25 protein-coding genes and 1 pseudogene are annotated in these 22399 nt (G+C 70.8%); 16 read left to right on the forward strand and 10 right to left on the reverse strand.

Annotated features, from left to right (window positions below):
* Window positions 1-105: 105 nt before the first annotated feature.
* The 5 genes from ABD976_RS02830 (at window position 106) to ABD976_RS02850 (ending at window position 4190) form a co-directional block, all read left to right on the forward strand.
* The gene (locus tag ABD976_RS02830) at window positions 106-1230 is read left to right on the forward strand and encodes a sensor histidine kinase (RefSeq protein ID WP_345356612.1); all 1125 of its coding nucleotides are present in this window, start codon (window positions 106-108) and stop codon (window positions 1228-1230) included.
* Window positions 1227-1919, forward strand: a complete 693-nt coding sequence (locus tag ABD976_RS02835; RefSeq protein WP_345356615.1) for a response regulator — start codon at window positions 1227-1229, stop codon at window positions 1917-1919. Before ABD976_RS02830 ends, ABD976_RS02835 begins: the two co-directional genes overlap by 4 nt.
* A gap of 218 nt (window positions 1920-2137) precedes the next feature.
* Window positions 2138-2509, forward strand: coding sequence for a type VII secretion target (locus ABD976_RS02840; protein ID WP_345356618.1), 372 nt, complete (start codon window positions 2138-2140; stop codon window positions 2507-2509).
* Window positions 2510-2517: 8 nt separating this feature from the next.
* Complete coding sequence (locus ABD976_RS02845; protein WP_345356620.1) at window positions 2518-3609, forward strand: polymorphic toxin type 44 domain-containing protein; 1092 nt, start codon at window positions 2518-2520, stop codon at window positions 3607-3609.
* Window positions 3609-4190 (forward strand): hypothetical protein, encoded by a 582-nt coding sequence (locus ABD976_RS02850; RefSeq protein WP_345356622.1) that lies wholly within the window; start codon window positions 3609-3611, stop codon window positions 4188-4190. The genes ABD976_RS02845 and ABD976_RS02850 overlap by 1 nt, the downstream gene beginning before the upstream one ends.
* 12 nt (window positions 4191-4202) lie before the next feature.
* On the opposite strand, the gene ABD976_RS02855 is transcribed toward ABD976_RS02850, so the two are convergent.
* Window positions 4203-5411 (reverse strand): ROK family transcriptional regulator, encoded by a 1209-nt coding sequence (locus tag ABD976_RS02855; RefSeq protein ID WP_345356624.1) that lies wholly within the window; start codon window positions 5409-5411, stop codon window positions 4203-4205.
* A 112-nt stretch (window positions 5412-5523) separates the two neighbouring features.
* Here ABD976_RS02855 and ABD976_RS02860 point away from each other — a divergent pair, with 112 nt between their 5' ends.
* From ABD976_RS02860 to ABD976_RS02875, 4 genes are all read left to right on the forward strand, one after another.
* Window positions 5524-6858 (forward strand): extracellular solute-binding protein, encoded by a 1335-nt coding sequence (locus tag ABD976_RS02860; RefSeq protein ID WP_345356627.1) that lies wholly within the window; start codon window positions 5524-5526, stop codon window positions 6856-6858.
* Between the two features lie 11 nt (window positions 6859-6869).
* A complete protein-coding gene (locus tag ABD976_RS02865) occupies window positions 6870-7718 on the forward strand; it encodes a carbohydrate ABC transporter permease (RefSeq protein ID WP_345356630.1) in 849 nt (282 codons plus the stop codon).
* An 8-nt stretch (window positions 7719-7726) separates the two neighbouring features.
* A complete protein-coding gene (locus tag ABD976_RS02870; protein WP_345356633.1) occupies window positions 7727-8554 on the forward strand; it encodes a carbohydrate ABC transporter permease in 828 nt (275 codons plus the stop codon).
* A 409-nt stretch (window positions 8555-8963) separates the two neighbouring features.
* The gene (locus ABD976_RS02875) at window positions 8964-10583 is read left to right on the forward strand and encodes an alpha/beta hydrolase (protein ID WP_345356636.1); all 1620 of its coding nucleotides are present in this window, start codon (window positions 8964-8966) and stop codon (window positions 10581-10583) included.
* A gap of 564 nt (window positions 10584-11147) precedes the next feature.
* On the opposite strand, the gene ABD976_RS02880 is transcribed toward ABD976_RS02875, so the two are convergent.
* The 4 genes from ABD976_RS02880 to ABD976_RS02895 all read right to left on the reverse strand — a co-directional run bounded on the left by ABD976_RS02880 (window position 11148) and on the right by ABD976_RS02895 (window position 14958).
* Window positions 11148-11306 carry a hypothetical protein gene (locus ABD976_RS02880; protein WP_345356639.1) on the reverse strand — a complete coding sequence of 53 codons (159 nt, stop codon included), beginning with the start codon at window positions 11304-11306 and terminating at the stop codon, window positions 11148-11150.
* Window positions 11307-11593: 287 nt separating this feature from the next.
* The gene (locus ABD976_RS02885; protein WP_345356642.1) at window positions 11594-13408 is read right to left on the reverse strand and encodes a phosphoenolpyruvate carboxykinase (GTP); all 1815 of its coding nucleotides are present in this window, start codon (window positions 13406-13408) and stop codon (window positions 11594-11596) included.
* A gap of 398 nt (window positions 13409-13806) precedes the next feature.
* Window positions 13807-14490, reverse strand: coding sequence for a DUF6802 family protein (locus ABD976_RS02890; RefSeq protein WP_345356645.1), 684 nt, complete (start codon window positions 14488-14490; stop codon window positions 13807-13809).
* A gap of 87 nt (window positions 14491-14577) precedes the next feature.
* Window positions 14578-14958, reverse strand: a complete 381-nt coding sequence (locus ABD976_RS02895) for an effector-associated constant component EACC1 (RefSeq protein ID WP_345356648.1) — start codon at window positions 14956-14958, stop codon at window positions 14578-14580.
* Window positions 14959-15169: 211 nt separating this feature from the next.
* On the opposite strand from ABD976_RS02895, the gene ABD976_RS02900 reads away from it, so the two are divergent.
* On the forward strand, window positions 15170-16996 hold the full coding sequence (locus ABD976_RS02900) for a caspase, EACC1-associated type (RefSeq protein ID WP_345356651.1): 1827 nt from the start codon (window positions 15170-15172) through the stop codon (window positions 16994-16996).
* 48 nt (window positions 16997-17044) lie between these two features.
* On the opposite strand, the pseudogene ABD976_RS29575 reads toward ABD976_RS02900, so the two are convergent.
* Window positions 17045-17119: pseudogene (locus ABD976_RS29575) on the reverse strand (MerR family DNA-binding transcriptional regulator); the annotation flags it as partial.
* A 127-nt stretch (window positions 17120-17246) separates the two neighbouring features.
* Here ABD976_RS29575 and ABD976_RS02905 point away from each other — a divergent pair.
* Together ABD976_RS02905 and ABD976_RS02910 are read left to right on the forward strand one after the other, a co-directional pair.
* A complete protein-coding gene (locus ABD976_RS02905) occupies window positions 17247-17552 on the forward strand; it encodes a hypothetical protein (RefSeq protein WP_345356653.1) in 306 nt (101 codons plus the stop codon).
* A 24-nt stretch (window positions 17553-17576) separates the two neighbouring features.
* Entirely contained in the window at window positions 17577-18401 is an 825-nt protein-coding gene (locus ABD976_RS02910; protein WP_345356655.1) for a hypothetical protein, read from the forward strand.
* A gap of 16 nt (window positions 18402-18417) precedes the next feature.
* Here the strand turns inward: ABD976_RS02910 and ABD976_RS02915 are convergent, their stop codons facing one another.
* The 4 genes from ABD976_RS02915 to ABD976_RS02930 all read right to left on the reverse strand — a co-directional run bounded on the left by ABD976_RS02915 (window position 18418) and on the right by ABD976_RS02930 (window position 19991).
* Window positions 18418-18606, reverse strand: coding sequence for a DUF397 domain-containing protein (locus ABD976_RS02915; RefSeq protein ID WP_345356658.1), 189 nt, complete (start codon window positions 18604-18606; stop codon window positions 18418-18420).
* On the reverse strand, window positions 18606-18803 hold the full coding sequence (locus ABD976_RS02920) for a DUF397 domain-containing protein (protein ID WP_345356661.1): 198 nt from the start codon (window positions 18801-18803) through the stop codon (window positions 18606-18608). Before ABD976_RS02920 ends, ABD976_RS02915 begins: the two co-directional genes overlap by 1 nt.
* A gap of 137 nt (window positions 18804-18940) precedes the next feature.
* The gene (locus ABD976_RS02925) at window positions 18941-19132 is read right to left on the reverse strand and encodes a DUF397 domain-containing protein (RefSeq protein WP_345356664.1); all 192 of its coding nucleotides are present in this window, start codon (window positions 19130-19132) and stop codon (window positions 18941-18943) included.
* Window positions 19133-19148: 16 nt separating this feature from the next.
* Window positions 19149-19991, reverse strand: a complete 843-nt coding sequence (locus ABD976_RS02930) for a helix-turn-helix domain-containing protein (protein WP_345356667.1) — start codon at window positions 19989-19991, stop codon at window positions 19149-19151.
* Window positions 19992-20104: 113 nt separating this feature from the next.
* Here ABD976_RS02930 and ABD976_RS02935 point away from each other — a divergent pair, with 113 nt between their 5' ends.
* From ABD976_RS02935 to ABD976_RS02950, 4 genes are all read left to right on the forward strand, one after another.
* Entirely contained in the window at window positions 20105-20392 is a 288-nt protein-coding gene (locus ABD976_RS02935) for an HC3 family zinc finger protein (protein ID WP_345356670.1), read from the forward strand.
* Window positions 20389-20847 carry a hypothetical protein gene (locus ABD976_RS02940; RefSeq protein WP_345356673.1) on the forward strand — a complete coding sequence of 153 codons (459 nt, stop codon included), beginning with the start codon at window positions 20389-20391 and terminating at the stop codon, window positions 20845-20847. The genes ABD976_RS02935 and ABD976_RS02940 overlap by 4 nt, the downstream gene beginning before the upstream one ends.
* Before the next feature lie 175 nt (window positions 20848-21022).
* Complete coding sequence (locus ABD976_RS02945; protein ID WP_345356676.1) at window positions 21023-22048, forward strand: helix-turn-helix domain-containing protein; 1026 nt, start codon at window positions 21023-21025, stop codon at window positions 22046-22048.
* 120 nt (window positions 22049-22168) lie between these two features.
* Complete coding sequence (locus ABD976_RS02950) at window positions 22169-22393, forward strand: DUF2283 domain-containing protein (RefSeq protein ID WP_345356679.1); 225 nt, start codon at window positions 22169-22171, stop codon at window positions 22391-22393.
* The last annotated feature ends 6 nt before the right edge of the window (window positions 22394-22399 follow it).

Genomic DNA, 22399 nt, shown 5'->3' on the forward strand with positions numbered 1-22399 from the left:
GGGTCGTCGCCCCGGAACGGGATCTTCGGCTACCCCCTCGGGGGTAGCCGCGGATACCCCCGGAGGTGGGTCCGCGCGGGGGAGGCGCTCGCCTAACGTGAGCCCATGCCGGCGAATCCCCGAACCACCGCGGCCGACGTGCTGCTCGCGGTGCTGCTGACCGCGTTGGCCATCGTCACGCAGGCAGGCTCGCCCGCCCCGGAACCGGACTGGTCGGCGTACGTGCTCGCCGCGCTGACCGCCGCGCCCGTCGCGCTGCGGCAGACCGCTCCGGTGCTGACCCTGCTGGTCATCCTGGCCGCGACCACCGCGAGCGGCCTGCTCGGCCACGGCCTGACCAACGTCGGGATCGGCTCGCTGATCGGGCTGTTCTCGGTCGCCATCCTGCGTTCCAGACCGGTGGCCGCGGCCATGTGGGCGCTGTCCTTCGCCGTGATCCTGTTCAACGGCTTCCACTCCGTGCCCGAGGTCGTCTGGACGCACGGCCTGATGGCCGGGGTGGCGCTGGCCGGTGTCTGGATGCTCGGCGACAGCACGAAGCGCTGGTCGCAGCGCGCCGAACGGGCCGCCGAGGAGGCGGCGCAGGCGGTCGCCAACGAGCGGGTGCGCATCGGCCGGGAGCTGCACGACATCGTCGCGCACCACATGTCGGTGATCTCGTTGCAGGCCGGGCTCGCCAAGTACGTCATCGACACCGATCCGCCGACCGCGGTGCGGGCGATCGACACCGTCGGGGACACCAGCCGCGAAGCGCTCACCGAACTGCGTCGACTGCTCGACGTGCTGCGGGTGGACGACGACGCGTCCGAGCCGGACGACGCCTACCACCCGCAACCGGGGCTGGCGTCGCTGGACGAGCTCGTGGAGCGGACCCGCGGCGCCGGGTTGCGGGTCGACCTGGTGACCACCGGGCAGCCCCGAGACCTCCCGGCGGGCCCCGATCTGTGCGCCTACCGCATCGCCCAGGAGTCGTTGACCAACGTGCTCAAGCACGCGGGACCGGCCAGCGCGCGGATCGAGCTCGATTACGGTGAGCGGATGCTCACCCTGGGAGTGACCGACGACGGTGCCGCGCCCGCGAAGTCCAGGACTTCCCCGAAATCGCACGGGATTCGCGGGATGCGGGAGCGCGCGGAGCTCTACGGCGGCGCGCTCACCGCCGGGCCGCGGGAGACCGGGGGGTTCGGCGTGGTGCTGCGCTTGCCGATCGACGAGGTGGGGAAGGCATGAACATCCGCGTGCTGGTCGCCGACGACCAGGACCTGATCCGCGCCGGTCTCGTCGCGCTGCTCACGGCCGCGCCGGGCCTGGAGGTCGCGGGCGAGGCCGCCGACGGCGCCCAGGCGGTGCGGATGGCCGCCGAGACCCGTCCGGACGTGATCCTGATGGACATCAAGATGCCCGGCGTGGACGGGATCAGCGCGACGCACCAGATCCTCCGGGCGCACCAGGAGGACCCGCCGCGGGTGATCGTGCTGACCACCTTCGACCTGCCGGAGTACGTCTACACCGCGTTGGGCGAAGGCGCCGCGGGGTTCCTGCTCAAGGACACCCCGCCGGACCGGATCATCACCGCGGTGCACGCGATCGCGGCGGGCGACGTGCTGATCTCGCCGCACATCACCTACCAGCTGGTCGAGACCTACGCCCAGCACCACCACCGCGCCACGGCCGTCGAGGACTCCGCGCTGCGCGCCCTGACCGCGCGGGAGACCGAGGTGCTGCGCCTGGTCGGCAACGGGCTGACCAACGCGCAGATCGCCCGGCGGCTGGTGCTCAGCGAGGCGACGGTCAAGACCCACGTCAAGCGGATGATGGGCAAGCTGCACCTCACCAGCCGCGCCCAGGCCGTCGTCGTGGCCTACGAGACCGGCCTGATCGTCGCCGCCGCGAACGCCCCTCACCCGAACGTGAAGTGAGTGAGGGGCACCCTGCACCCCGTAACGTGGTACAGGGTGCCCCTCACCTCGTTCCCGGACCGGTGACGGCGTTGCCGAATGGCCGCGGGCGGAATCGGACAACGGGGGGTTGATCCCCCATCGGGGTGGCGGCAGGATGAATCGTCCGGAATTCGCGGGGCCGACTGGGGGTCTCCTCGCGATCGTGTTCTGTTCGCGGCCTGGTGGGGTGGAGGCGCATGGGCATCTTCGATCGGCTCAATCCTGGTTCCGAACCGCCCGCCGGCGGCGGGGGAGGTGAGATCCAGGTCGATCCCGCGAAGCTGACGCAGATCTCCGGGGCGGCCGAGGACGTCGCGGGCGGGGTCCGGTCGGACGGCACGCACGCCGAGGAGGGGTCGGGCGCGGCGTCGCGGGCGCTCGGCGGTGCGGACTTCGCGCTGGGGGACGCGCTCGCGAAGACCTCCGAGACGTGGGGCACGCAGATCGGCACGCTGGAGCTGGCCTGCACCAAGATCGCCGACTCGCTGGCGGCCACGGCGAAGGACCACGAGTACACCGAGGCCGAGAACGAGATGTCGATGGCCGAGATCGCCCAGCACTTCGAGTGAGGTAGTCGATGCTGTCCTACGAATCCGTCTACAACGCGCCGGTGGACGAGCTCAAGGCCGCCGTCGACGCCTGGAGCGAGCAGATCGGCAAGCTCAAGTCCCTCGAAGCCGACATGAACGAAACCGTGCTCATGCCCGTGCAGACCTGCGGGTGGACCGGGCAGGACGCCTCGGCGGCCATCTCCTTCATCGACCAGACCTCGCAGGAGTTCGCCGACGCGGTCGCGCAGGCCACCGGGATCCGCGACATCCTCCAAGAGGCCCACGACGCGATCCGCACGGCCAAGGAGCGGCTGCACACCATCGCCGAGACGGAAGCGCCGGACAAGGGCTTGAAGGTCAGCGGCTCCGGCGAGGTCGAGGCCGACAGCTGGATCCCGGGCTCCGACTGGTGGAACGAGGAGGAGATCCAGCAGATCTCGCTGGAGATCGACCGCGCCCGGGTCAACGCCACCGAGGCCGACGACAACGCCGCCGCCGCGCTGCGCCGCAACGTCGCCGAGGACCACGACTTCAACGCGCCGACCCACCAGACCCTCGCCGAGGCCGAGGCCGCGATCAGCGAGGGCCGGTTCAACAAGGCCGAGAAGCTGATGTTCGACGAGATGATGCGCAACGTCGGCAGCGACGAGGTCAAGGAGATGCGGGAGAACCTCGACTCCAAGCTCACCACGCCCGAGGCGTTCCTGGACTGGTTCAACCAGGTCAAGACCGGCGCGGAGTGGGACCACAAACCGATCCTGGAGGAGGAGCTCGGGCTGGAGGTCCAGCAGGAGTACAACCTCAAGATCCCGGGCGATCCGGAGGGGCGCTCGGTCAGCTACGACATGTGGTCCAACATCCACTACGGTTACGTCGGCGCCGCGGCGGGTTTCGACGCCGAGACGCTGATCCAGGGCGCGTCGATCAGCGAGGGCGCGACCGGCCGGGACGACGCGGGCGACCAGGTCACCATGCGCGCCGGGATCGAGCTGTACGAGAAGTACGGCGACGATCTGACGCAGGAGCAGTTCCACCAGGAGATGATCAAGACCATCGACAAGATGGAGGACCAGGGGGCGCCCCAGGTCGACGAGTGGGAAGCGCGGAAGTACGAGTGATGCGCCGGATCTGGTGGATCGTCCTCGGCGTCGTCGTGCTGCTCGTCGTCGGGCTCGCCGCGTGGGCCGTGCCGCTGCTGGCCCAGGGGCGCGCCGACGTCCCGGCCCGGCGGTTGGTCGTCGCGACGCCCGCCGCACCCGGGGACTGGCGGGTGACCTCGGACGAGCTCCGCGCGGTCCCCGAGCTGACCGGGCTCGACGAGCGGTGGTCGCGGGTGTGGGAGCGGCCCGACGGCGCGGACGTGCAGCAGGCCGCGCTCCGGTTCTCCTCGCCGCTGTGGGCCGCGCGGGCGTTCGGCGGCGACGATCCGGCGCAGCAGCAGGCGGAGTTCTTCGACGCGGTCGACGAGCTGCCGGTCGAGCCGGACACGGGTGCCGACGAGGCGGCGGTGTTCTGCGGCCGGGAGTTCGCCCGGGGCGACGGCTGCGCGAGCTGGTTCGTGTGGCTGCGCTACGGCCAGTACGTCATCTCGCTCACCGCCGACGACCTCGCCGACGACGCCCCGGACGACCGGTTGCCCGGGTGGCTCGCCGACACCGTCGCCGAGGCCGATCGCGCGGTCACCGGCGCCCTGCGCTGAGACCCGCGCCGCTCACGCCGGGGCCTCGGCGCCGAGCAGCGTGGTGAGCCGGGGCGAGTAGCTGCGGTCCAGCACCAGCGAGGCCGCGCCGACCGCGCCCGCGTGCTCGCCGATCAGCGCGGTCTGCACCCGCACCGGGCGGACCTCCGGCGCCCACACCTGGGCGTCGAGGACGGTGGCGACCCGGTCGCGGACGAGGTCGCCGACGTGGCGCAGCGCCGGTCCGCCGAGCACCACCCGGTCCACGTCGAGCATCCCGACCACCGCGGCCAGCGAGCGGCCGAGCCGGGTGGCGGCCTGCCGCAGCACCTTCACCGCGTCGGCCTCGCCCGCGGCGGCGCGGCGGCACAGCCGCGCGTAGGACTCGGCGATCGGACCGCCGTCCCCGCCGCCGGAGTCGGCGACGATGGCGCGCATCGAGCAGTACGCCTCCAGGCAGCCGCGCCGACCGCAGTGGCACAGCCGGGTGCCGCCCGCGGGCACGTGCCCGATCTCGCCGGCGTTGCCGCTGACGCCGCGGTGCACCCGGTCGGCGAGCACCACGCCGAGCCCGACGCCCGAGCCGAGGTAGGCGTAGGCGAACGAACCGGCGCGCTGCTCGCCCCCGGCCCAGCGCTCGCCGATCGCCGCGGCGGTCGCGTCGTTGTCCATCACCACCGGCAGCCCGATCCGCTCCGACACCGCGTCGGCCAGCGGGACGGCGGGCCAGCCGGTGAGGTTCGGCGGGGACAGCACGGTGCGCTGCGCGGCGTCCAGCGGCCCGGGCACGGCGAGCCCGGCGCCGAGCACCTCGTCCGGGTCGACGCGGGAGACGAGCTGCTTGCAGGTCCGCGCCAGCGCGCTGATCACGGCGGCGGGTTCGGCGCCCGCGGGCACCCGCCTGCTCGCGGTGTGCCGGACGCCGCCCGCCAGGTCCAGCAGCACGCCGGTGATCCGCTCCGGGTCCAGGTGCAGCCCGACCGCCGAGCAGGCCTCGGGCACCACCTGGAGCAGCACCCGCCGCTTGCCGCCGGTGGACGGCGCGTGCCCGCTCTCGCTGACCAGCCCGTCGGCGATCAGGGCGCGCACGATGTTGGACATGGTCTGCGCGGTGAGCCCGGTGCGCTGGGCGAGTTCGACCCGGCTGACGCCGCCGCCGCGGCGGATCGCGTCGAGCACCACCGCCCGGTTGAACCCGCCCACCCGGGGGAGATTGGTGCCCTGCCACGACTCCTCCGCCATCGGCGCTCCTCATCCGGTGGGCGACACGTTGACTTGGTTCAACGAATGGAATTAACGTGCTCGAAGAGTGTGATCCGGGTCTCAGGTCAGGCGCAACCACCGGAGGACCGCAATGCGTCGAAGAACCGCTCTGCTGCTCGCCGGACTGCTGGCGCTGCCGCTCGCCGCGTGCGGGGGCGGCGCCGCCGCCGATCCCGACACCATCACCGTCGCCTACCACCGCTACGGCAACATCCAGTCCGTCGAAACCTGGATGCAGCGCGTCAAAGCCCAGTACGAGCAGGCGAATCCGGGCAAGCACGTCAAGCTCGACCCGGTGGTGGCCCCGGAGAGCGAGTACCTCTCCAAGCTCCAGCTCCGGATGCGCTCGCCGTCCACCGCGCCCGACGTGCTCTACGAGGACAGCTTCAGCATCAACTCCGACGTGGCCGCCGGGTACCTCGCCCCGCTGGACGAGCGGCTCGCCCAGTGGCCCGACTGGGACCAGTACATCGAGACCACCAAGCAGGCCGGGCGCGCCGCGGACGGGCGGATCTACGGGGTTCCGCTGGACACCGACACCCGCGGCCTCTGGTACAACCGCGAGCTGTTCGCCGACGCCGGGCTGCCGACCGACTGGCGGCCCCGCACCTGGGCCGACGTGCTCGACGCCGCCCGCCGGATCACCCAGCGGCATCCCGACGTCATCGGCCTCGACCTGGCGCTGGGCAAGTCCGAGGGCGAGTCGGTGAGCATGCAGACGGTGGAGATGCTGCTCTACGGCACGCCCACCGGCACCCTCTACGACGAGCGGGCGGGCAAGTGGATCGCGCCCAGCGCCGGGTTCACCGACGCCATGCGGTTCCTGTCCACCGCGATCGGCGAGGGCCTGACGCAGAGCAAGGCGCAGATCGCCGACGCCCAGTACGACAAGCGGCTGCGCGACGAACTGGCCAGGCAGGGCAAGGTCGCGATCCGGCTCGACGGCAGCTTCGCCTCCGGCAACTGGGAGAACGCGGGCTGGACCGACTGGCACCGCACCATGTCCGCCGCGCCGATGCCCACCCAGCACGGCCAGCCGCCGGGCACGGTGACGCTCTCCGGCGGGTGGACGCTGGCGATGAGCGCGTCCGGGCAGAAGAAGGACGCCGCGTTCGAGTTCATCAAGCAGGCCATGAGCAAGGACAACGTCGTCCAGTACGCGCTGGCCAGCGGCAACCTGCCCGCCCGGGCCGACGCCGCCGCCGACCCCCGCATCGCCGAGTCCAACCCGCTCAACCCGTTCTGGATCGGCCTGCTCGGCAACACCCACTACCGGCCCGCGCTGCCGGAATACCCCAAGGTGTCGGAGGAGATCCAGCGGTCGGTGCTCGACGTGGTCGGCGGCGCACCGCCGGAGCGGGTCGGCGACGAGTGGTCGCGCCGGGTCGCCGAGATCGTCGATCCGGCCAACACCCGCGCCGGCTGATGATCGGCCGGTTGCGGTGGTTGCCGCCGATGCTCCCGGCGCTGCTGCTGCTCGGGTTGTTCGTGGCCGGGCCGATCCTGTGGAGCGGCTACATCTCGCTGACCAACGCGGCGCTGACCGGGGCGGCGGCCACCGACCCGGAGTTCGTCGGGCTGGAGAACTTCCGGCGGCTGTTCACCGATCCGGAGCTGTGGCGCTCGGTGTGGCTGACCGTGGTGTTCGTGGCGGGTTCGGCGGTGTTCGGGCAGAACCTGCTCGGCCTGGGCATCGCTCTGCTCACCCGGCACCGCAACCGGTTCATCAGCGGCGCGGTGGGCACCGTGGTGGTCTCGGCGTGGGTGCTGCCGGAACTGGTGGCGGCGTTCGCCGTCTACGCGTTCCTCAACCCCGACGGCACGCTGAACGCGCTGCTGGCCTGGTTCGGGCTGGACGGCCAGCAGTGGTTGTTCACGGCGCCGATGCTGGCGGTGGTGCTGGCGAACGTGTGGCGCGGCACCGCGTTCTCGATGCTGGTCTACCAGGCCGCGCTCGCCGAGGTGCCCGGCGATCTGACCGAGGCGGCGCAGGTGGACGGCGCGGGTTCGGTGCGGCGGTTCTGGCACGTGGTGCTGCCGGTGATCCGCCGGTCGGTGCTGACCAACCTGATGCTCATCACGTTGCAGACCATCGGGGTGTTCACGCTGATCTACGTGCTCACCGCGGGCAGCCTCGACGGCGCCACCCGCACGCTGCCGCTGCTGATGTACGAGCAGGCCTTCGAGCTGGACGAGATCGGTTACGCCGCCGCGAGTTCGCTGGTGCTGCTGGGCATCGGCGCGCTGTTCGCGGTGGTGTACGCGGCGACGCTGGAGGAGAAGTGATCCCGTCGGTGACCGCCGCGCGCCGGCGCACGGCGTCGGTCGTGGTGAACCTGGTGCTGGCCGCGATCGGCCTGGTGTTCCTGGCCCCGCTGCTGTGGCTGCTCACGGCCGCCTTCGACGCCGACGCGCCGCTGGCCGCCCGGCCGCCGCGGGAGCTGACGCTGGACAACTTCGCCCGGGTGCTCACCTGGGACGTCAGCCTCGGCCCGGTGCTCAACGGGCTGCTGATGTGCGGCGGCGCGGCGCTGGTCGCGGTCTCGGCGGCGGTGCTGTGCGCCTACCCGCTGTCGCGCTACCAGCTCCGGTTCCGGCGACCGTTCCTCTACGCCGTGCTGTTCGCCTCCGGGCTGCCGATGACGGCGGTGATGGTGCCGGTGTACAGCATGTTCGTCCGGCTGCACCTGATCGACTCGATGGCGGGCACCGCGCTGTTCCTGGCCGCGACCTCGCTGCCGATCGCGATCTGGATGACGAAGAACTTCATGGACGGCGTGCCGATCGCGCTGGAGGAGGCGGCGTGGGTCGACGGCGCGTCCGGGATGCAGGCGCTGCGGCGGATCGTGCTGCCGCTGGTGCTGCCGGGGCTGAGCGTGGTCGCCATCTTCACGTTCATCACGGCGTGGGGGAACTTCTACGTGCCGTTCGTGCTGCTGCTCGACCCGGCCAAGCAGCCCGCCTCGGTCGGCGTCTACACCTTCTTCGGCCAGGGCGGGCTCATCGCCTACGGCGAGCTCGCGGCCTACTCGCTGGTCTACACGGCGCCGGTGGTGCTGCTCTACCTGCTCGTCAGCCGGACCCTCGGCGGAGCCTTCGCCCTCTCCGGCGCCATCAAGTGACCCGTTCCCGGTGAGGGGCACCCTGTACCCCATGACGTGGTACAGGGTGCCCCTCACTCACCACCCGACCGAGTGCCACACCACCCGACCTCACCCGTCTGGGAGCTGAGTGAGGGGCACCCTTGCCCAAGTAACTCGGGCAAGGGTGCCCCTCACTCATGGCGCATTCGGGTGACGGGCGGACCGGCGGCCCGGTGGTCCGCCCGCGCTTGCAGGTCGCGTCCGGGTGCGACCTCGACGTGGGCGGGGGTACCGCCGCGTGGGCGCTCGGGGGGCCGACTCGGTGAAAAGGCCCGTAGCTGACATTTGTCATCGCGGTAGTTGACCGAAAGCGGTACCCGGGCGGGGTGTCGCCTGATCGAATGACCTCGTGATCACCAAGGGTCACCTTGAGGATTGAGGGGGTTCGATGCGCAAGGCGACGCTGACCACGGCGGTCGCGATCGCGGTCGGGGCGCTGGTGGGCTCGGCCGCACCGGTGCTCGCCGCGCCCGCCGACGCGCCGTTCGAGGTGCCGGAGCGGTACGCGAAGCAGCGGATCGAGTGGGCGCCCTGCCTGCCCGATCCGCTGCCGCCCGGACTGCCGCCGGGCTCGGAACGGCTGGAGTGCGGCACGTTCACCGCGCCGATGGACTGGCACGACCCGGAATCCGGCGAGGACGTCACGATCGCGGTGAGCCGGCTGGCCGCGCCGGGCGGGGACGGCCGCGCGCTGTTCACCAACCCCGGCGGACCCGGCGGCGCGGGCCTGTCCATGCCGCTGGCGCTGCTCCAGATGGGCCGCACCGACCTGCTGGCGAACTTCGACGTCTACGGCATCGACGTGCGCGGCACCGGTGCGAGCAGCACGGTGTCCTGCGGCCCGCAGGAGTACTCGCCGCTGGACCCGAAGGACCGCAGCCCGGACAACATCCGCGCCATGCTGGGGATGGCCGAGGGCATCGCGGGCGACTGCCAGGAGCACAGCGGTGAACTCGGCCGCCACGTCACCACCGAGCAGACCGTCGCCGACCTCGACCTGCTGCGCCTGGTCGAGCAGCGCGAGCAGGTGAGCTGGTACGGCATCTCGGGCGGCACCTGGCTCGGCGCCTACTACGCGACGTACTTCCCGGACTCGGTGGAGCGCGCGGTGCTGGACTCCAACACCCAGTTCACCGGGAGCTGGCAGCAGGTCTTCGGCTGGCAGCCGCTGGCCATCGAACGGCGCTGGCGGGAGGACCTGCGGCCGTGGCTGGCCGAGGGCGACCACGCCTACGGCCTCGGCGCGACCCCGGAGGCCGTGCAGGCCACCGTCGACCGCGTCCGGGCGGAGCTCAAGGCGGACCCCATCCCCACGCCGAACGGGCCGCTCGACCACAACGCCGTCGACAACCTGCTGGTGCAGTCGCTCTACAGCAAGAGCAGCTTCGACACCTACGGCCGGACGATGGCCGAGCTCGCCGCCGGTGCGCCGACGGAGCAGGCGGTGTCGGCGCTGGTGGCGACCCGGACCCGGCAGCTGCCGATGCAGGCCGACCCGGCCGACTCGATGTCCGCCACGTTCTACTCGATCCGCTGCAACGACACCGCCCACCGCGGCGGGCCGGGCTGGGCCGTGGCCAACTCCGAGGTCCAGGGCCGGATGTTCCCCACCTACGGCTATCACACGATCAACCAGCCGTGCGCCTACTGGGACCGCCCCGACGTGCAGCTGAAGCGGCCGACCGGTGAAGGCGTGGTCCCGGTGCTGATGCTCCAGTCGGAGAACGACATGGCCACCGCCACCGAGGGCGCGAAGATCGCGCACCACCAGTTCGAGGGCTCCCGCATGGTGCTGGTCCGCGACGAGGGCGACCACGGGGTCTACGGGATCGGCAACACCTGCGTCGACGACGCGGTGGAGCGCTACCTGATCGACGGCGTGGTGCCCGAGCAGGACCTCACCTGCCAGGGCACCGGACTCCCCGAGCCGGGCGCCATCAGCGCTTTCGGGCAGGGGCAGGCAAGCATCTGGCAAAACCTGGAGCACTTCTCGGACGTGCTTGGTTGAGTCTTCCGGCCTGCGGAGCGGTGCGGGTGGCGGAACCTCAGCGGCCTTCTCGCTCCGGGCGCCCTTCCTGATGTACCAAGCACGTACACGGCGTCAGGGCGTCCTCGCGAGAAGGCCGCTGAGAACCCGCGGCGGTGCCGGTTGATCAGGTGGGGCAAAGCGGAAGCGGCTGGCGCCGCTTGCCTGACGATGGTTCCGGGTCGCGCGTGCGTGGGCCGGAAGCGGCTTCGCCGCTTGCCTGACGATGGTTCCGTTTGGCGCGTGCGTGGTGCGGCCGGTGGTCTCGTCCGGGTGATCTTCGTGGAGTGAGGGGCACCCTTGTCCAAGTATGTTGGGCAAGGGTGCCCCTCACTCATTCAACTTTCGGGTGAGCGGCGGTTCCGGGTTGCCGGGCGCGTGGGCCGCCGGTCGTGGTGAGGGCGGGGTGGGTCGCGCTCCGCCCGGGTCGTTCGGCTTCGTCCTCGGTCGTGGCACCCGCCGGGAAGCCCCGTCTCCGATAGGGCCGTCTCCGGCAGGTCTGTCTCCGGGAGGCCCGGAGACGGGCTGTCGCGGGTCGGTGGTCGACTAGCGGGTCCGGGGTCCTCCGTCCAGCTCGTCGATCCACTCGTCCGTCGTGCGGCGGTCGTCGTCCGCGTCGAACACCTCGTCGGCGTCGGAGCGCAGTGCGACGAACAGCGCGGCGATCGCGATCAGCGTCAGCATCAGCAGTGCCAGTGAAGCCACGGCACACCCCCCATCCGCCCCGGACGGGTCCGCCGTTCGGCGGGCCGGCGGGACACCGCCAGTGTCCGCCGAGTCGCTGGTCAGGAGCATTCCCCCACACCAGCGGCGGAACCGCGGCAAGATCGCCGGGGGCCGGACGCGAGAACGGCGCTCCCCCGAAAGGACTTCACCTTCCCTGGGGGAACGCCGCACGATCGCGCACGATTCGCCGTTCAGCACTGCGGGCAGGTGGCCCGGTCGGCTTCCCACGTTGCCGCCCGAAGACCACCTGCCCGAGTGTCGCCCGGTCAGTTACCGAGACGCTGTTTCAAGGCCGCGAGCTCGTCGCGCATGGAGCTGGGCAGCGCGTCGCCGATGGTGTCGAACCACTCGTCGATCAGCGGCAGCTCCGCCTTCCACTCCTCGACGTCGACCTTGAGGGACTCGTCCACGTCCGAGGCCGGGGTGTCCAGCCCGGAGAGGTCCAGGGAGTCGGCGTACGGGACCATGCCGACCGGGGTCTCGGCGGCGGTCGCCCGGCCCTCGATCCGCTCCACGATCCACTTCAGCACGCGGCCGTTCTCGCCGAACCCGGGCCACAGGAACCGCTTGTCGTCACCGCGGCGGAACCAGTTGACGTAGAAGATCCGGGGCAGCTTCGAGGAGTCGGCCGCCTTGCCGATGTTCACCCAGTGCTGGAAGTAGTCGCCGACGTTGTAGCCGATGAACGGCAGCATCGCCATCGGGTCGCGGCGCACCTCGCCGACCTTGCCCGCCGCGGCGGCGGTCTTCTCCGACGACAGGGTGGCGCCCATGAACACGCCGTGCTGCCAGTCGAACGACTCGTTGACCAGCGGGATCGTCGTCTTGCGCCGGCCACCGAACAGGATCGCCGAGATCGGCACGCCCTTCGGGTCGTCCCACTCCGGCGCCAGGATCGGGCACTGCGACATCGGCGTGCAGTAGCGGGAGTTCGGGTGCGCGGCGGGCTCGTCGGCCTCCGGCGTCCAGTCCCGGCCCTTCCAGTCGGTGAGGTGCTCGGGCTGGCCCTCCATCTCCTCCCACCAGACGTCGCCCTCGTCGGTCAGCGCGACGTTGGTGAACAGCGAGTTGCCCTGCTCGATGGTGCGCATCGCGTTCGGGTTGGTCTTCCAGTTGGTGCCCGGCGCGACGCCGAAGAAACCGGCCTCCGGGTTCACCGCGTAGAGCCGCCCGTCCTCGCCGAAGCGCATCCAGGCGATGTCGTCACCCAGGGTCTCCACCTTCCAGCCGGGGATGGTCGGCTGGAGCATGGCGAGGTTGGTCTTGCCGCACGCCGACGGGAACGCGGCGGCGACGTAGTAGACCTTGTTCTCCGGCGAGATGAGCTTGAGGATGAGCATGTGCTCGGCGAGCCAGCCCTCGTCCCGGGCCATCGCCGAGGCGATCCGCAGCGAGTAGCACTTCTTGCCGAGCAGCGCGTTCCCGCCGTAGCCGGAGCCGAAGCTCCAGATCATCCGCTCCTCGGGGAAGTGGGTGATGTACTTGGTGTCGTTGCAGGGCCACGGCACGTCCTGCTCGCCGGGCTCCAGCGGGGCGCCGACCGAGTGCAGCGCGGGCACGAAGTCGCCGTCGTCGCCGAGCCGCTCCAGCGCCGCGCTGCCCATCCGGGTCATGATCCGCATCGAGGCCACGACGTACTCGGAGTCGCTGATCTCCACGCCGAGCTTGGGCTCGTCGGCGGTCAGCGGGCCCATGCAGAACGGGATCACGTACATCGTCCGGCCACGCATGCAGCCCCGGTAGAGCTCGGTCATGATGGCCTTCATCTCGGCCGGGTCCATCCAGTTGTTGGTGACCCCCGAGTCCTTCTCCTCGCGGGAGCAGATGAAGGTCCGCTCCTCGACCCGCGCCACGTCGCTGGGGTCGGAGGCCGCGTGGAAGGAGTTCGGCTTGTCCGCCAGCCGGGTGAAGGTGCCCGCGGCTACCAGCCGGTCGGTCATGCGCTGCCACTCGGCGTCGGAGCCGTCGCACCACACCACCTGGTCCGGGGTGGTGAGCTCGGCGACCTCGCGCACCCACGACAGCAGCCGTTCGTGCGTGGTCGGTGCCTGGTCGAGACCGGGGATGGTCAATGCCGTCATCTCGTCGTGTCTCCTGACTGGGCGCCACAGCCCGGATTTTCGACGTCGGTCTCCCGACGTCTTGAGGGAATGCTCCGCCCGGCCCGAAGGCCGAGTGGATTGGGAAGGGATGCACCGAGGTTAACGGGGAAGGCGCCGCACAACGGAGATCGGAGTTGTTCCATCTCTCACAGGAACGATAAGGGAATCGATTCAGAACCGGACAGGGCAGTGGTCTGGACGAAATTCCCGCTGGAGACTCCGGCGGGCCATGCAAGGATTTCCGGCAATTCGGTCCCGGCGCCGGAGGGGTATGCGTGGTGACCCGCGGTGGTGAGCGCGGGCCATCGCGCGCTCAAACCCCCCGATGGCCTGGAATTCAATGGGATTTCCGGATTACTCCGGGTGGAAAGGGAAACTCAGTTCCACGCGGAGTCGGAAGGCGCGCCGGAAGCGGCGGAGGTGCCCGCGGCCGGGGCGGGCGGCTGCTCGTCGAACGTCCAGGCGGCGTCGTCGGTGGCGGCGGTGAGCCGGTCCGGGGTGTAGCCGCCGGACTGGTCCACGCTGCCCTGTTCGATGACCCGCCACTCGCCGTCGCCGGAGTGGTGGGAGATCGTCACCCCGCCGGCCTGGTCGATCTCGACCACCTGGTCGGCCGAGCCGTCGCCGTCGATGTCGGTGACCAGCATGGTGCCCTGCTCGTTCTGCACCACGGCGGTGTCGGCGATGCCGTCGGAGTTGGTGTCCTCGGTGGCGGGGCCGACCTGCACGTCGCCCTGCGGGGTGTCGAGCACCATCGACTGCTCGCCGCCGCCCTGGTCGCCGCCGTGCTGCTGCGGGGCCTCGCCCGTCCAGTGGCCGCTCGCCCCGTCGTACCGGGCCTGGCTGACGACCTGGCCTTCGGCGCCGATCGTCTGCATCACGTCGGCCTGCCCGTCGGCGTTCTCGTCGATGTAGGCGACGTAGCCGGTGTCGGTCATCACCGCGACGGTCTCGTCGATGCCGTTGCCGTCCAGGTCGTAGTTGGCCTCGGCGGTGTACTCCTCGCCTTCGACGGTGATGGTGAGGTCACCATTGCCGGCGCCGGTCTCCTCGATGTACACGTGCGGCCCCCTCGCGTAGCGGTCACTTGTCGATGGGATGCAGCGTAGGGCTCCCCGGTTCCACCCGACCAGGGGTTCGATCAGGGGTCAGTCGCGTTCGACGGCTTCGGCCTCGCGCGCCTTCAGCAGGCCGTCGATGATCCGGTCGTGCTGGTCCTGCGACGAGGCGACCAGTTCGATGCTGCGCTCGCCGTCCTTGATCAGCACCTTGCGGTTCTTGTTGGTCTGCACCCACATCCGGGCGAGCTGGCACACGGCGATCAGGACGGTGGAGTTCGCCAGCGTGACGACCAGCGTCCCCAGCTCGGTCGCCGCGCCCTTGGCGCCCTCCGGCGCGGGCGGCGCGTCCGGGATCGCCACGTCCTCGACGTCGAGGGCGAGCAGGTCGGCCCGCAGCCGCCGGGTCAGGCGGTCCAGCTCCTCGCCGTCGCTCCCGGCTTCGCTGACCTCGATGGAAACGCGGTTCATCGGTCCCCCTCCGCTGGTTGAATGCGGGACACCGTAGCGGAGGCGGGCGGTGGCCGGGCGGCTTTCGCGCGGACGCGACCGGAGACCGAGCGCGGGCGAGTTGTCCGATCCGCCCTCGGGGTGATCAGGAACCGTGATACATTCGTTATATTCGCGAGCGTGAGATCGCTGGCGTGGCACGCTGATCGTGGGTATGGGGGTTGGGGCTGTGGTGACGGGAAAGCGCCGGGCGCTGCTCATCGCGACCGAGAGCTATTCCGACGCCACCTTCCGGCGATTGCGGGCGCCGCACGCCGATGCCGAGGCGCTGGCCGCGGTGCTCCGCGATCCGGCCATCGGCGGGTACGAGGTGGAAGCGCTGCGCAACCCGCCCGCGCACGTTGCGAACCTGGCGATCGAAGACCTCTTCGCGGCGGCGCGGCTGGACGACCTGGTCCTGCTCTACCTCTCCGGGCACGGCATCAAGGACGACTACGGCCGGCTGCACCTGGCGATGGCCAACTCCCGCCACGACCGGCTCAACGCGACCGCGGTCAGCGCCCAGTTCGTCCGCAACCAGATGGACGGCACCCGGTCCCGCCGGGTGGTGGTCGTGCTGGACTGCTGCTTCGCCGGTGCGTTCCCGCCGGGATCGACCCACCGGACCGGGGAGAACGCCGGAGCCCTCGAACAGCTCGGCGGGCGCGGCAGCGCGGTCATGACGTCCTCGTCGGCGCTGGAGTACTCCTTCGAATCGGGCGAGGACGCCGGGTCGACGCTCGTCGGGGCGGCCGGTCCGTCGGTGTTCACCGGGGCCCTGGTCGAGGGGCTGCGCACCGGTTCCGCGGACCGCAACGCCGACGGCCTGGTCGACGTCGACGAGCTCTACGACTTCATCTACGCCCAGGTCGAAGCCGCGGGAAAACCCCAAACCCCCGGCCTGGACAGCAGGTTCCAGGGTCGGCTGGTCGTCGCCACCAGCCCGGCCGGGACCGACCTCCCGCCCGAGATCGGCCAGGCGATGCGCAGCCCGCTCCCGTCGGTGCGCCTGGCGATCGTGGGCGAGCTGTCCGGGCTGCTGCGCTCGGACGGCGCCGAGGTGGCGGAGGCCGCCCGCGCCGCGCTGGCGACGCTCACCGGGGACGCCGCCGGTTCCGTCGCCGCCGCCGCGCACGCGGCCCTGGCCCGAGCCGAAACCGCCGCGAAGGAGGCGGCGGACGAGCAGGCCAGCCGCCCGGTGAAAGCACCGGAAGTACCCGACTGGACCGACCACCACGAGGACGCCCAGGCCCCGGGGGTGTGGTCGCCTAGCGCGCGGCGGACGGTGCTCATCAGCCTCGCGGCTGCGGTGGCCACCGCGTCGTTGGTCGCGGCGGCGACGCTGTTCCCCTGGCAGGGGGGCTCCGAGGGTGGTTCCGCCGGTCATGCGGTCGGTGATTCCGCCGGTGAGCCCGTCACGCAGACCGAGCAGGTGCGGATCCCCCAGGGCTTCGTGACCCCACCGACGCGGCCGACCCCGCTGCCCGCCCAGGTCACGTGCCAGTACCCCTCGAACGGCGACGAACCGGTCAGGCCGGTGGAACGACCGGAAAGCGGCGAGGTTGCGGCGAGGGGCCTCGTGCGAGCCGACATCAACACCAGCATCGGCACCATCCCGGCGATCCTGGACCGGTCGCTGGCTCCGTGCACGGTCAACGCCTTCATCCACCGGGTCGGACAAGGCTTCTACGAAAGCACCCCGTGCCACGGCGGACTTCTCGCCACCCTGGATTGCGGATATGGTCCGGGCGCCGAAATCGCGAACCCCGGCTACTCCTGGACCAATGAGGTCATCCCTGACGAGCCGAACCTCCGCGGTTACCTGCTGATGGACGCTACGAGCCACGCGGCTTTCGGCATCGCCTTCGAAGACTACGGGCCTTGGGAGCGCACCACGGTGTTCGGCACGATCTCCGAGGAGGGCCTGAAGCTCATCGACGCCAAGCGGGCGGAGAGTGACGACCCCTCCAACCGCCACCTGAGCGACATCGTCGTCACCGGCGTCGACATCCAGAGCTGAGTAGTAGCGGTAGCCGGTGTCCGGGTCGACGTGGGCGGGCTGCAACTAGCCGATGGCGTCGTAGTGGCGCAGCATCCGGACCGAGACGCGACCGTGCCGGGCGAAGTCTCCGATGGTGAGCATGGCACGTCCGAGTTCAGCGCCTGACAGTGTCAGGGCCAAGGAGATTCGTGCCGCCGGAATACCGGATGGGCACGTCGGTCACGCGCTGTCCGCGGAAGCGGTCGGAGGCCGGCGATGAAGGGAGCGCATGGGCACGGTCATCGGGAGCGCGGTGTTCGCGCTGGTCGTCCTGTGGGTGGTGGCCGATCGGTTGCGGGCGCCGTTCCAGTCGGTGCGGCGCGGTGTCGGCTCGGTGCGTCGCGAGCTGCGCGGTTCCGCGACGAGCAGCGGGCACGTCGAGGTGACGGTCTGGAAGGCCCAGCCGTTGTCGGACCACATGATCAAGGAGATCGCGGTGGCCGAGGGGTTCGCGTACTCCGGGGAGACCAGCAGGTACGGCAGCGTGATGTTGCGGTTCGTCCCGCGAGGCGAGGGGGTGGTTGGTCGTGCCTGAGGAACTGGCGAACACCATCGCGCTGTGGATCCTGATCCCGTCGCTGCTGCTCGCGGTGATCGTGGTCGGCGCGACCGCGTTCGGTCCGGTCGCGGGACCCGCGCTCGTCGTCGGCAGCGGCAGCTCGCCGACCTCGAACGCAGGGCCGCCGAGGAGCGGGGCCGGAGCCGCGATCTCGAACTCGACTGGGTGCGCTACCGGGAGGTTCCGAAGAACGAGGTCATCTCGACCCTCGGTGGGCACGGCTGGCACTTCCGCGGGGAGGAGCTCGGGGACCGGGCGTGGACGCTCCGCTTCGTCCTCGCTCCGGCGCACGCTGGCGAAGCCGTCCGGGAGGGCGCGTCCCGGCACCGGATCGCCGCCGAGCTCGGCGGCGCCGAGCCCGACGAGCGCGGGCGGTACCGGCTGGACCTCTCCCAGTACGCCGACCTGGACCCTGCCGAGGTGCGCGCCGCCGCCGACGTCGCGGGGTGGTCGATCACCGGTTCCGATCCGGCTTCCGCCGGGAACGTGCTGCTCTTGTCGCGTTCCGGCGGTCGCGCCCGGGTGGTCGGCAGCGATCGTCTGGACTGGGCGCGGGGCAGGCACGAGCACTGGACCAAGCAGTTCAACCGGCAGGTCGTGCTGGCCTTCGCCTACGGCATCGTCGGACTGCTCGTGCTGTTCGCGACGCTGGGTTCGTTCGATCCCGGGGACGGGAGCCGGTTCTACGTCATGCTGGCGATCGCCATCGTGCTGCTGTGCCTGCTGGCGGTCGCGGTGCTCAAAGCCATGGGGGTGCGGCGGAAGCGGCACGCCGAGATCGGTGGCCTCCTCGACCCGAGCGGACGTGCCAAGGCGGACGGCTAGGTACGCTGCCCGGCCGTCAGCGGAAGCGGTCGGATTTGATCGCGGTGATGAAGGTGGTCCACTGGTCGGCGGTGGTGGTGAAGTAGCCGCCTGCGCGGTGCTTGGTGTCGCGGACGGCGGCACCGTCGCCCAGGCGGCCGACCTCGACACACGTTTGCGTCCCCGTGGTGCGTGTGCTGGTGCGCCAGCCTCGGGGGCTCGCCATCACGGTGCCTCGCCGTCGAAGTGGCCGTTCTTGACCGCGATGATGAATCGGGACCACTGCGCGGCCGTCGTGGTCAGTTGACCGCCTACGCGGTTCTTGGTGTCGCGGACGGCGGCGCCGTCGCCCAAGCGGCCGACCTCGATGCACGTCTGCGATCCGGTGGTGCGTGTGCTGGTGCGCCAGGATTCTGGCTCCATGTCGGCTCCTCCTAGCGGAAGCTGGAGGTCATCGACGGTAGTCCTGATGCCGTGGTGACGGTTCCGCTATCAGGGGAGAAGTGCGTGATGACGAGTGCCCGCCCGGAAGTCCGGGCGGGCACGTCGGGCGCGGTGCGTCAGCGGAAGCGGTCGGTCTTGATGGCGGTGATGAAGGTGGTCCACTGGTCGGGGGTGGTGGTGAAAAAGCCGCCAGCGCGGTGCTTGGTATCGCGGACGGCGGCACGCTCTCCGAGGCGGCCGACTTCGACGCAGTTGTTCGCCCCCTGCGTACGGCTCGACTTTCGCCATCCCTGTGGGCTTAGGGGCATTTCGCACACTCCATTGCTACGCCAAGTCTTCGATGCGGTTTTCCAGCATCCGCAGGGTTTCTCGCTCGGACGCGGCTGCTGCACGAAGGGTATCGAAGGCGCGGACATACTGGGATGTGTGGCTTGGCTTGTCGAGATAGTCGCTGCCTGTCAAGCCTTCGAGGTAGGCGTATGTGGCGACTGGCTCCGTCAGATGAAGTACAACGAAGCTGGAGCCCAAGCCGATGTGCTGACCTGCGCTGAAAGGGATCACCTGGAGTGCGACGTTGGGCTTTCGCGCGGCGCACCTCAGATGCTCTAGCTGCTCGCGCAAGGCATCTCGTCCGCCGACTTCCCGGTACAACGCGGCTTCACCGAGCACGCACCAGGTGGAAGGCCCTTCCCCATCCAGGATGCGAGAGCCTCGTTCTACACGCTCGGCCACTGCTGGTTCTACGTCGCGCGTGTCATCGAGGGGGTCGCTCAGGATGGCTCGCGCGTAGGTTTCGGTCTGCAGGGCGCCATGCACCAGCTCGGCGTCGTAGCTCTTGATCTCTGTGGCGGCGCTTTCGAGCGCAACGTACGTCGCTGCCCAATCCGGCACCCTCGCGGGGCGGTCTCGCCGCCGTGCCTCCTTGGCCAAGGTGCGCAGGCGGTCCGCCTCGCCCGCGTCGTTCACCTCGAACATTCGCAGCAGCTCTTCGACTTCCGCTGCGGAGACCATCAGCTCACCCTTCTCCACGCGGGTGAGCTTGCTGTTGTACCAGTCCAGCCGAGCTGCGATGTCCTTCGGCTTGACACCTGCGCGTTCCCGCATGCCACGAAGGATCAGCCCTACCTGTACTCGCCGGACGGCTGGCCATGTCTGCACGGTGCCCATCCTGCCCGAGGGAGACAGGTACACGACTGAGGGATCCCCAACTGAAATTTCAATTTGTATCTTTTCACTTGGGTTCATTACTGCAAAGAGTCTTCAGTTGGAGGCGAACCACCATGCATGAGCAGTTCCACGGCGGACAGCAAGCCGATTCGGCGTCCATCGCCATCGGGGGCCGCAAGTACCAGCCGCATCCGTTCCACTGGGTGCCCGGTGCTGGTCTGCGGCACGCGAGCACCGCGCCGAACTTCGGCCTGTACCCGGATGGCGAGGAGGTCGTGACGTTGTGCGGCGCTCTCGTCGCGGCCGACAACTCGGTGCTGGCGTGGTTGTGGCGGACCTGCACGGTCTGCGACGCCGAGGCGCGAGTGCTCGCCGGGATGCCGAAGGCGGGCACCCGATGAACTGCGCCGGGTGGATCGCCTTCGGGGCGACCGCCGTCGCCGCCGTCGCCTCGGTGTGGGCGGCGCGCTACTTCGCTCCCGGCCGCCACGGCAGCGCCGGAGCCGGGGCCACTTCCGCCTGGCAGGTCATCGACGAATGCCGCCGCGCACCCGCCCCCGCCCGCACCAGGACGCCCGCGCGCACCCGGGTACCCGCGCACCCGCGCACGCCCGCACCTGCCCGCCCGCGCGTGTCCGCCGCTCCCTGCGCCGGGGAAGGCCTCCCGCCGGTCCCCACGCCCGCCCCCAGACCTCCGCGATGGCTGACGCTGCGCGGCGACCTCGCCGACGCGCTCGCCGACGAACCCACCCGCCTGCTGCCGCGCATCCCCGCTCCGCGCGTGGAACTCCCGCCCGGCTACACCCGCGACACCGCGACGCTGAACCGCATCCTCGACGCGCTGCACCGGCTCTGATCGCCGCGCGCCCCGACGTCCCGGCGCCCCTCCCCGACACCGCCGGGACCGGCTCACCACTCGGAAGGGTGGTGAGTGAGGGGCACCCTGTACCACGTCACTGGGTACAGGGTGCCCCTCACCTGGATCGCGCGGGGCTTGCACCTCAAGCGGCTTGAGGTCGCATGGTGGGCGCATGAACGTCACGGACGACCACTTGTTCCCCATCGGAGATGCCGCGCGCCGGACCGGATTGGCCGTGAGCGCGATCCGCTTCTACGCCGACGAAGGCATCGTCGAGCCCACCGAGGTGACCGCCGCCGGGCACCGGCTGTACGACGTGCGGGCGATCGCGCGGCTGGAGCTCATCCGCACCTTGCGGGACCTCGGCACCGGCTTGGAGCAGGTCCGCCGCCTGCTCTCGGGCGAGTCGGCGTTGCGCTACCTGCTGGCGGAGCACCTGGACCTCGTCGAGCGGCAGGGCGCCGAGCTGCGGACCAAGCGGGCCGTGCTCCGGGCCTTGGTGCGGCACGACGATCCCGGCGAACGGCTCCTGCTGATGCGCGGTCTGGTCACGATGCCGGACGCGGAGCGGGAGCGGCTGCTCGACGAGTTCTGGAACGAGGTGAGCGCCGGGCTGCCCGCCGGGTCCGCCGAGCGGCTCCGCGGGGTCCGGCCCCGACTGCCGGACGACCCCACGGCCGAGCAGCTCCAGGCGTGGATCGAGCTGGCCGAACTCGTCCAGGACCCGGAGTTCCGCGCGGCCGTCCGCAGCTACCTGCACGACACCTACGCGACCGGCCCCGGGCTGCTGATGGGCGCCGAACCGGTGCAGGACTTCATCGCCTCGTCCGGGCACGACCTCATGTCGAGGATCATCGCGGCGCACCGCAGCGGGTTGGCCCCGGACGCCTCGCACGCACGGGACCTGGCCGCCCGGTTGGTGCGGCAGACCGCCGAGGCGACGGGCGCGACCGTCGACGCGGAGCTGTGGGACCGGATGGCGACGGGTTTCCCGCTGATCGCCGAGATGCACCACGAAGCCCTGCACGACCCGGAGTACGAGGCCACCCACGGCAGGTACCTGTCCCTGGTCGCGGCGATCAGCGGGACGCCCGAAGCGGAGCCGGGCGGCGATCCGGCGGACCCGCGCGGGGAAGACCTGGCCGGGCTGGGCACCTGGCTGTCCGAGGCGCTCCTGGCGTCGAAGCCGACGTCCTGAACAGCCCGATCACCCGGTGGGGTGGTGAGTGAGGGGCACCCTGTACCACGTCACTGGGTACAGGGTGCCCCTCACCTGGTTCAGCCCCCGCGGGGTGGGGCGCCGTCGTAGGGTCGGTTGATGGCTTATCCGGAGTTCACGTTCGATGCCGAGGCCGATGCCGCTTACGTGGCGTTCCGGGAAGTCGGGCGCGGTGCAGCGGCGCGGAACGTGCCGGTGGAGGACGCGGCGGGGCAGGTCGGCGTGGTGCTCGACTACTCGGCGGACGGGGAACTGCTCGGCGTGGAGATCCTCGGCGCGGCGCGGTCGCTCGATCCGGCGCTGCTCGATCGGTACCGCGGCTGAGCGTTG

Origin of the sequence: Saccharopolyspora cebuensis, from assembly GCF_039542665.1 — a bacterium.
Lineage (GTDB): Bacteria > Actinomycetota > Actinomycetes > Mycobacteriales > Pseudonocardiaceae > Saccharopolyspora > Saccharopolyspora cebuensis.

Bases quoted from the DNA above. Each gene is read 5' to 3' on its own strand.
- ABD976_RS02940 (WP_345356673.1), top strand. From the start codon at position 20,389: ATGAACTGCGCCGGGTGGATCGCCTTCGGGGCGACCGCCGTCGCCGCC.
- ABD976_RS02850 (WP_345356622.1), top strand. From the start codon at position 3,609: ATGCGCCGGATCTGGTGGATCGTCCTCGGCGTCGTCGTGCTGCTCGTC.
- ABD976_RS02855 (WP_345356624.1), bottom strand. From the start codon at position 5,411: ATGGCGGAGGAGTCGTGGCAGGGCACCAATCTCCCCCGGGTGGGCGGG.
- ABD976_RS02840 (WP_345356618.1), top strand. From the start codon at position 2,138: ATGGGCATCTTCGATCGGCTCAATCCTGGTTCCGAACCGCCCGCCGGC.
- ABD976_RS02915 (WP_345356658.1), bottom strand. From the start codon at position 18,606: ATGGCGAGCCCCCGAGGCTGGCGCACCAGCACACGCACCACGGGGACG.
- ABD976_RS02875 (WP_345356636.1), top strand. From the start codon at position 8,964: ATGCGCAAGGCGACGCTGACCACGGCGGTCGCGATCGCGGTCGGGGCG.
- ABD976_RS02925 (WP_345356664.1), bottom strand. From the start codon at position 19,132: ATGCCCCTAAGCCCACAGGGATGGCGAAAGTCGAGCCGTACGCAGGGG.
- ABD976_RS02835 (WP_345356615.1), top strand. From the start codon at position 1,227: ATGAACATCCGCGTGCTGGTCGCCGACGACCAGGACCTGATCCGCGCC.
- ABD976_RS02830 (WP_345356612.1), top strand. From the start codon at position 106: ATGCCGGCGAATCCCCGAACCACCGCGGCCGACGTGCTGCTCGCGGTG.
- ABD976_RS02935 (WP_345356670.1), top strand. From the start codon at position 20,105: ATGCATGAGCAGTTCCACGGCGGACAGCAAGCCGATTCGGCGTCCATC.
- ABD976_RS02845 (WP_345356620.1), top strand. From the start codon at position 2,518: ATGCTGTCCTACGAATCCGTCTACAACGCGCCGGTGGACGAGCTCAAG.
- ABD976_RS02905 (WP_345356653.1), top strand. From the start codon at position 17,247: ATGGGCACGGTCATCGGGAGCGCGGTGTTCGCGCTGGTCGTCCTGTGG.
- ABD976_RS02930 (WP_345356667.1), bottom strand. From the start codon at position 19,991: ATGGGCACCGTGCAGACATGGCCAGCCGTCCGGCGAGTACAGGTAGGG.
- ABD976_RS02950 (WP_345356679.1), top strand. From the start codon at position 22,169: ATGGCTTATCCGGAGTTCACGTTCGATGCCGAGGCCGATGCCGCTTAC.
- ABD976_RS02885 (WP_345356642.1), bottom strand. From the start codon at position 13,408: ATGACGGCATTGACCATCCCCGGTCTCGACCAGGCACCGACCACGCAC.
- ABD976_RS02895 (WP_345356648.1), bottom strand. From the start codon at position 14,958: ATGAACCGCGTTTCCATCGAGGTCAGCGAAGCCGGGAGCGACGGCGAG.
- ABD976_RS02920 (WP_345356661.1), bottom strand. From the start codon at position 18,803: ATGGAGCCAGAATCCTGGCGCACCAGCACACGCACCACCGGATCGCAG.
- ABD976_RS02945 (WP_345356676.1), top strand. From the start codon at position 21,023: ATGAACGTCACGGACGACCACTTGTTCCCCATCGGAGATGCCGCGCGC.
- ABD976_RS02860 (WP_345356627.1), top strand. From the start codon at position 5,524: ATGCGTCGAAGAACCGCTCTGCTGCTCGCCGGACTGCTGGCGCTGCCG.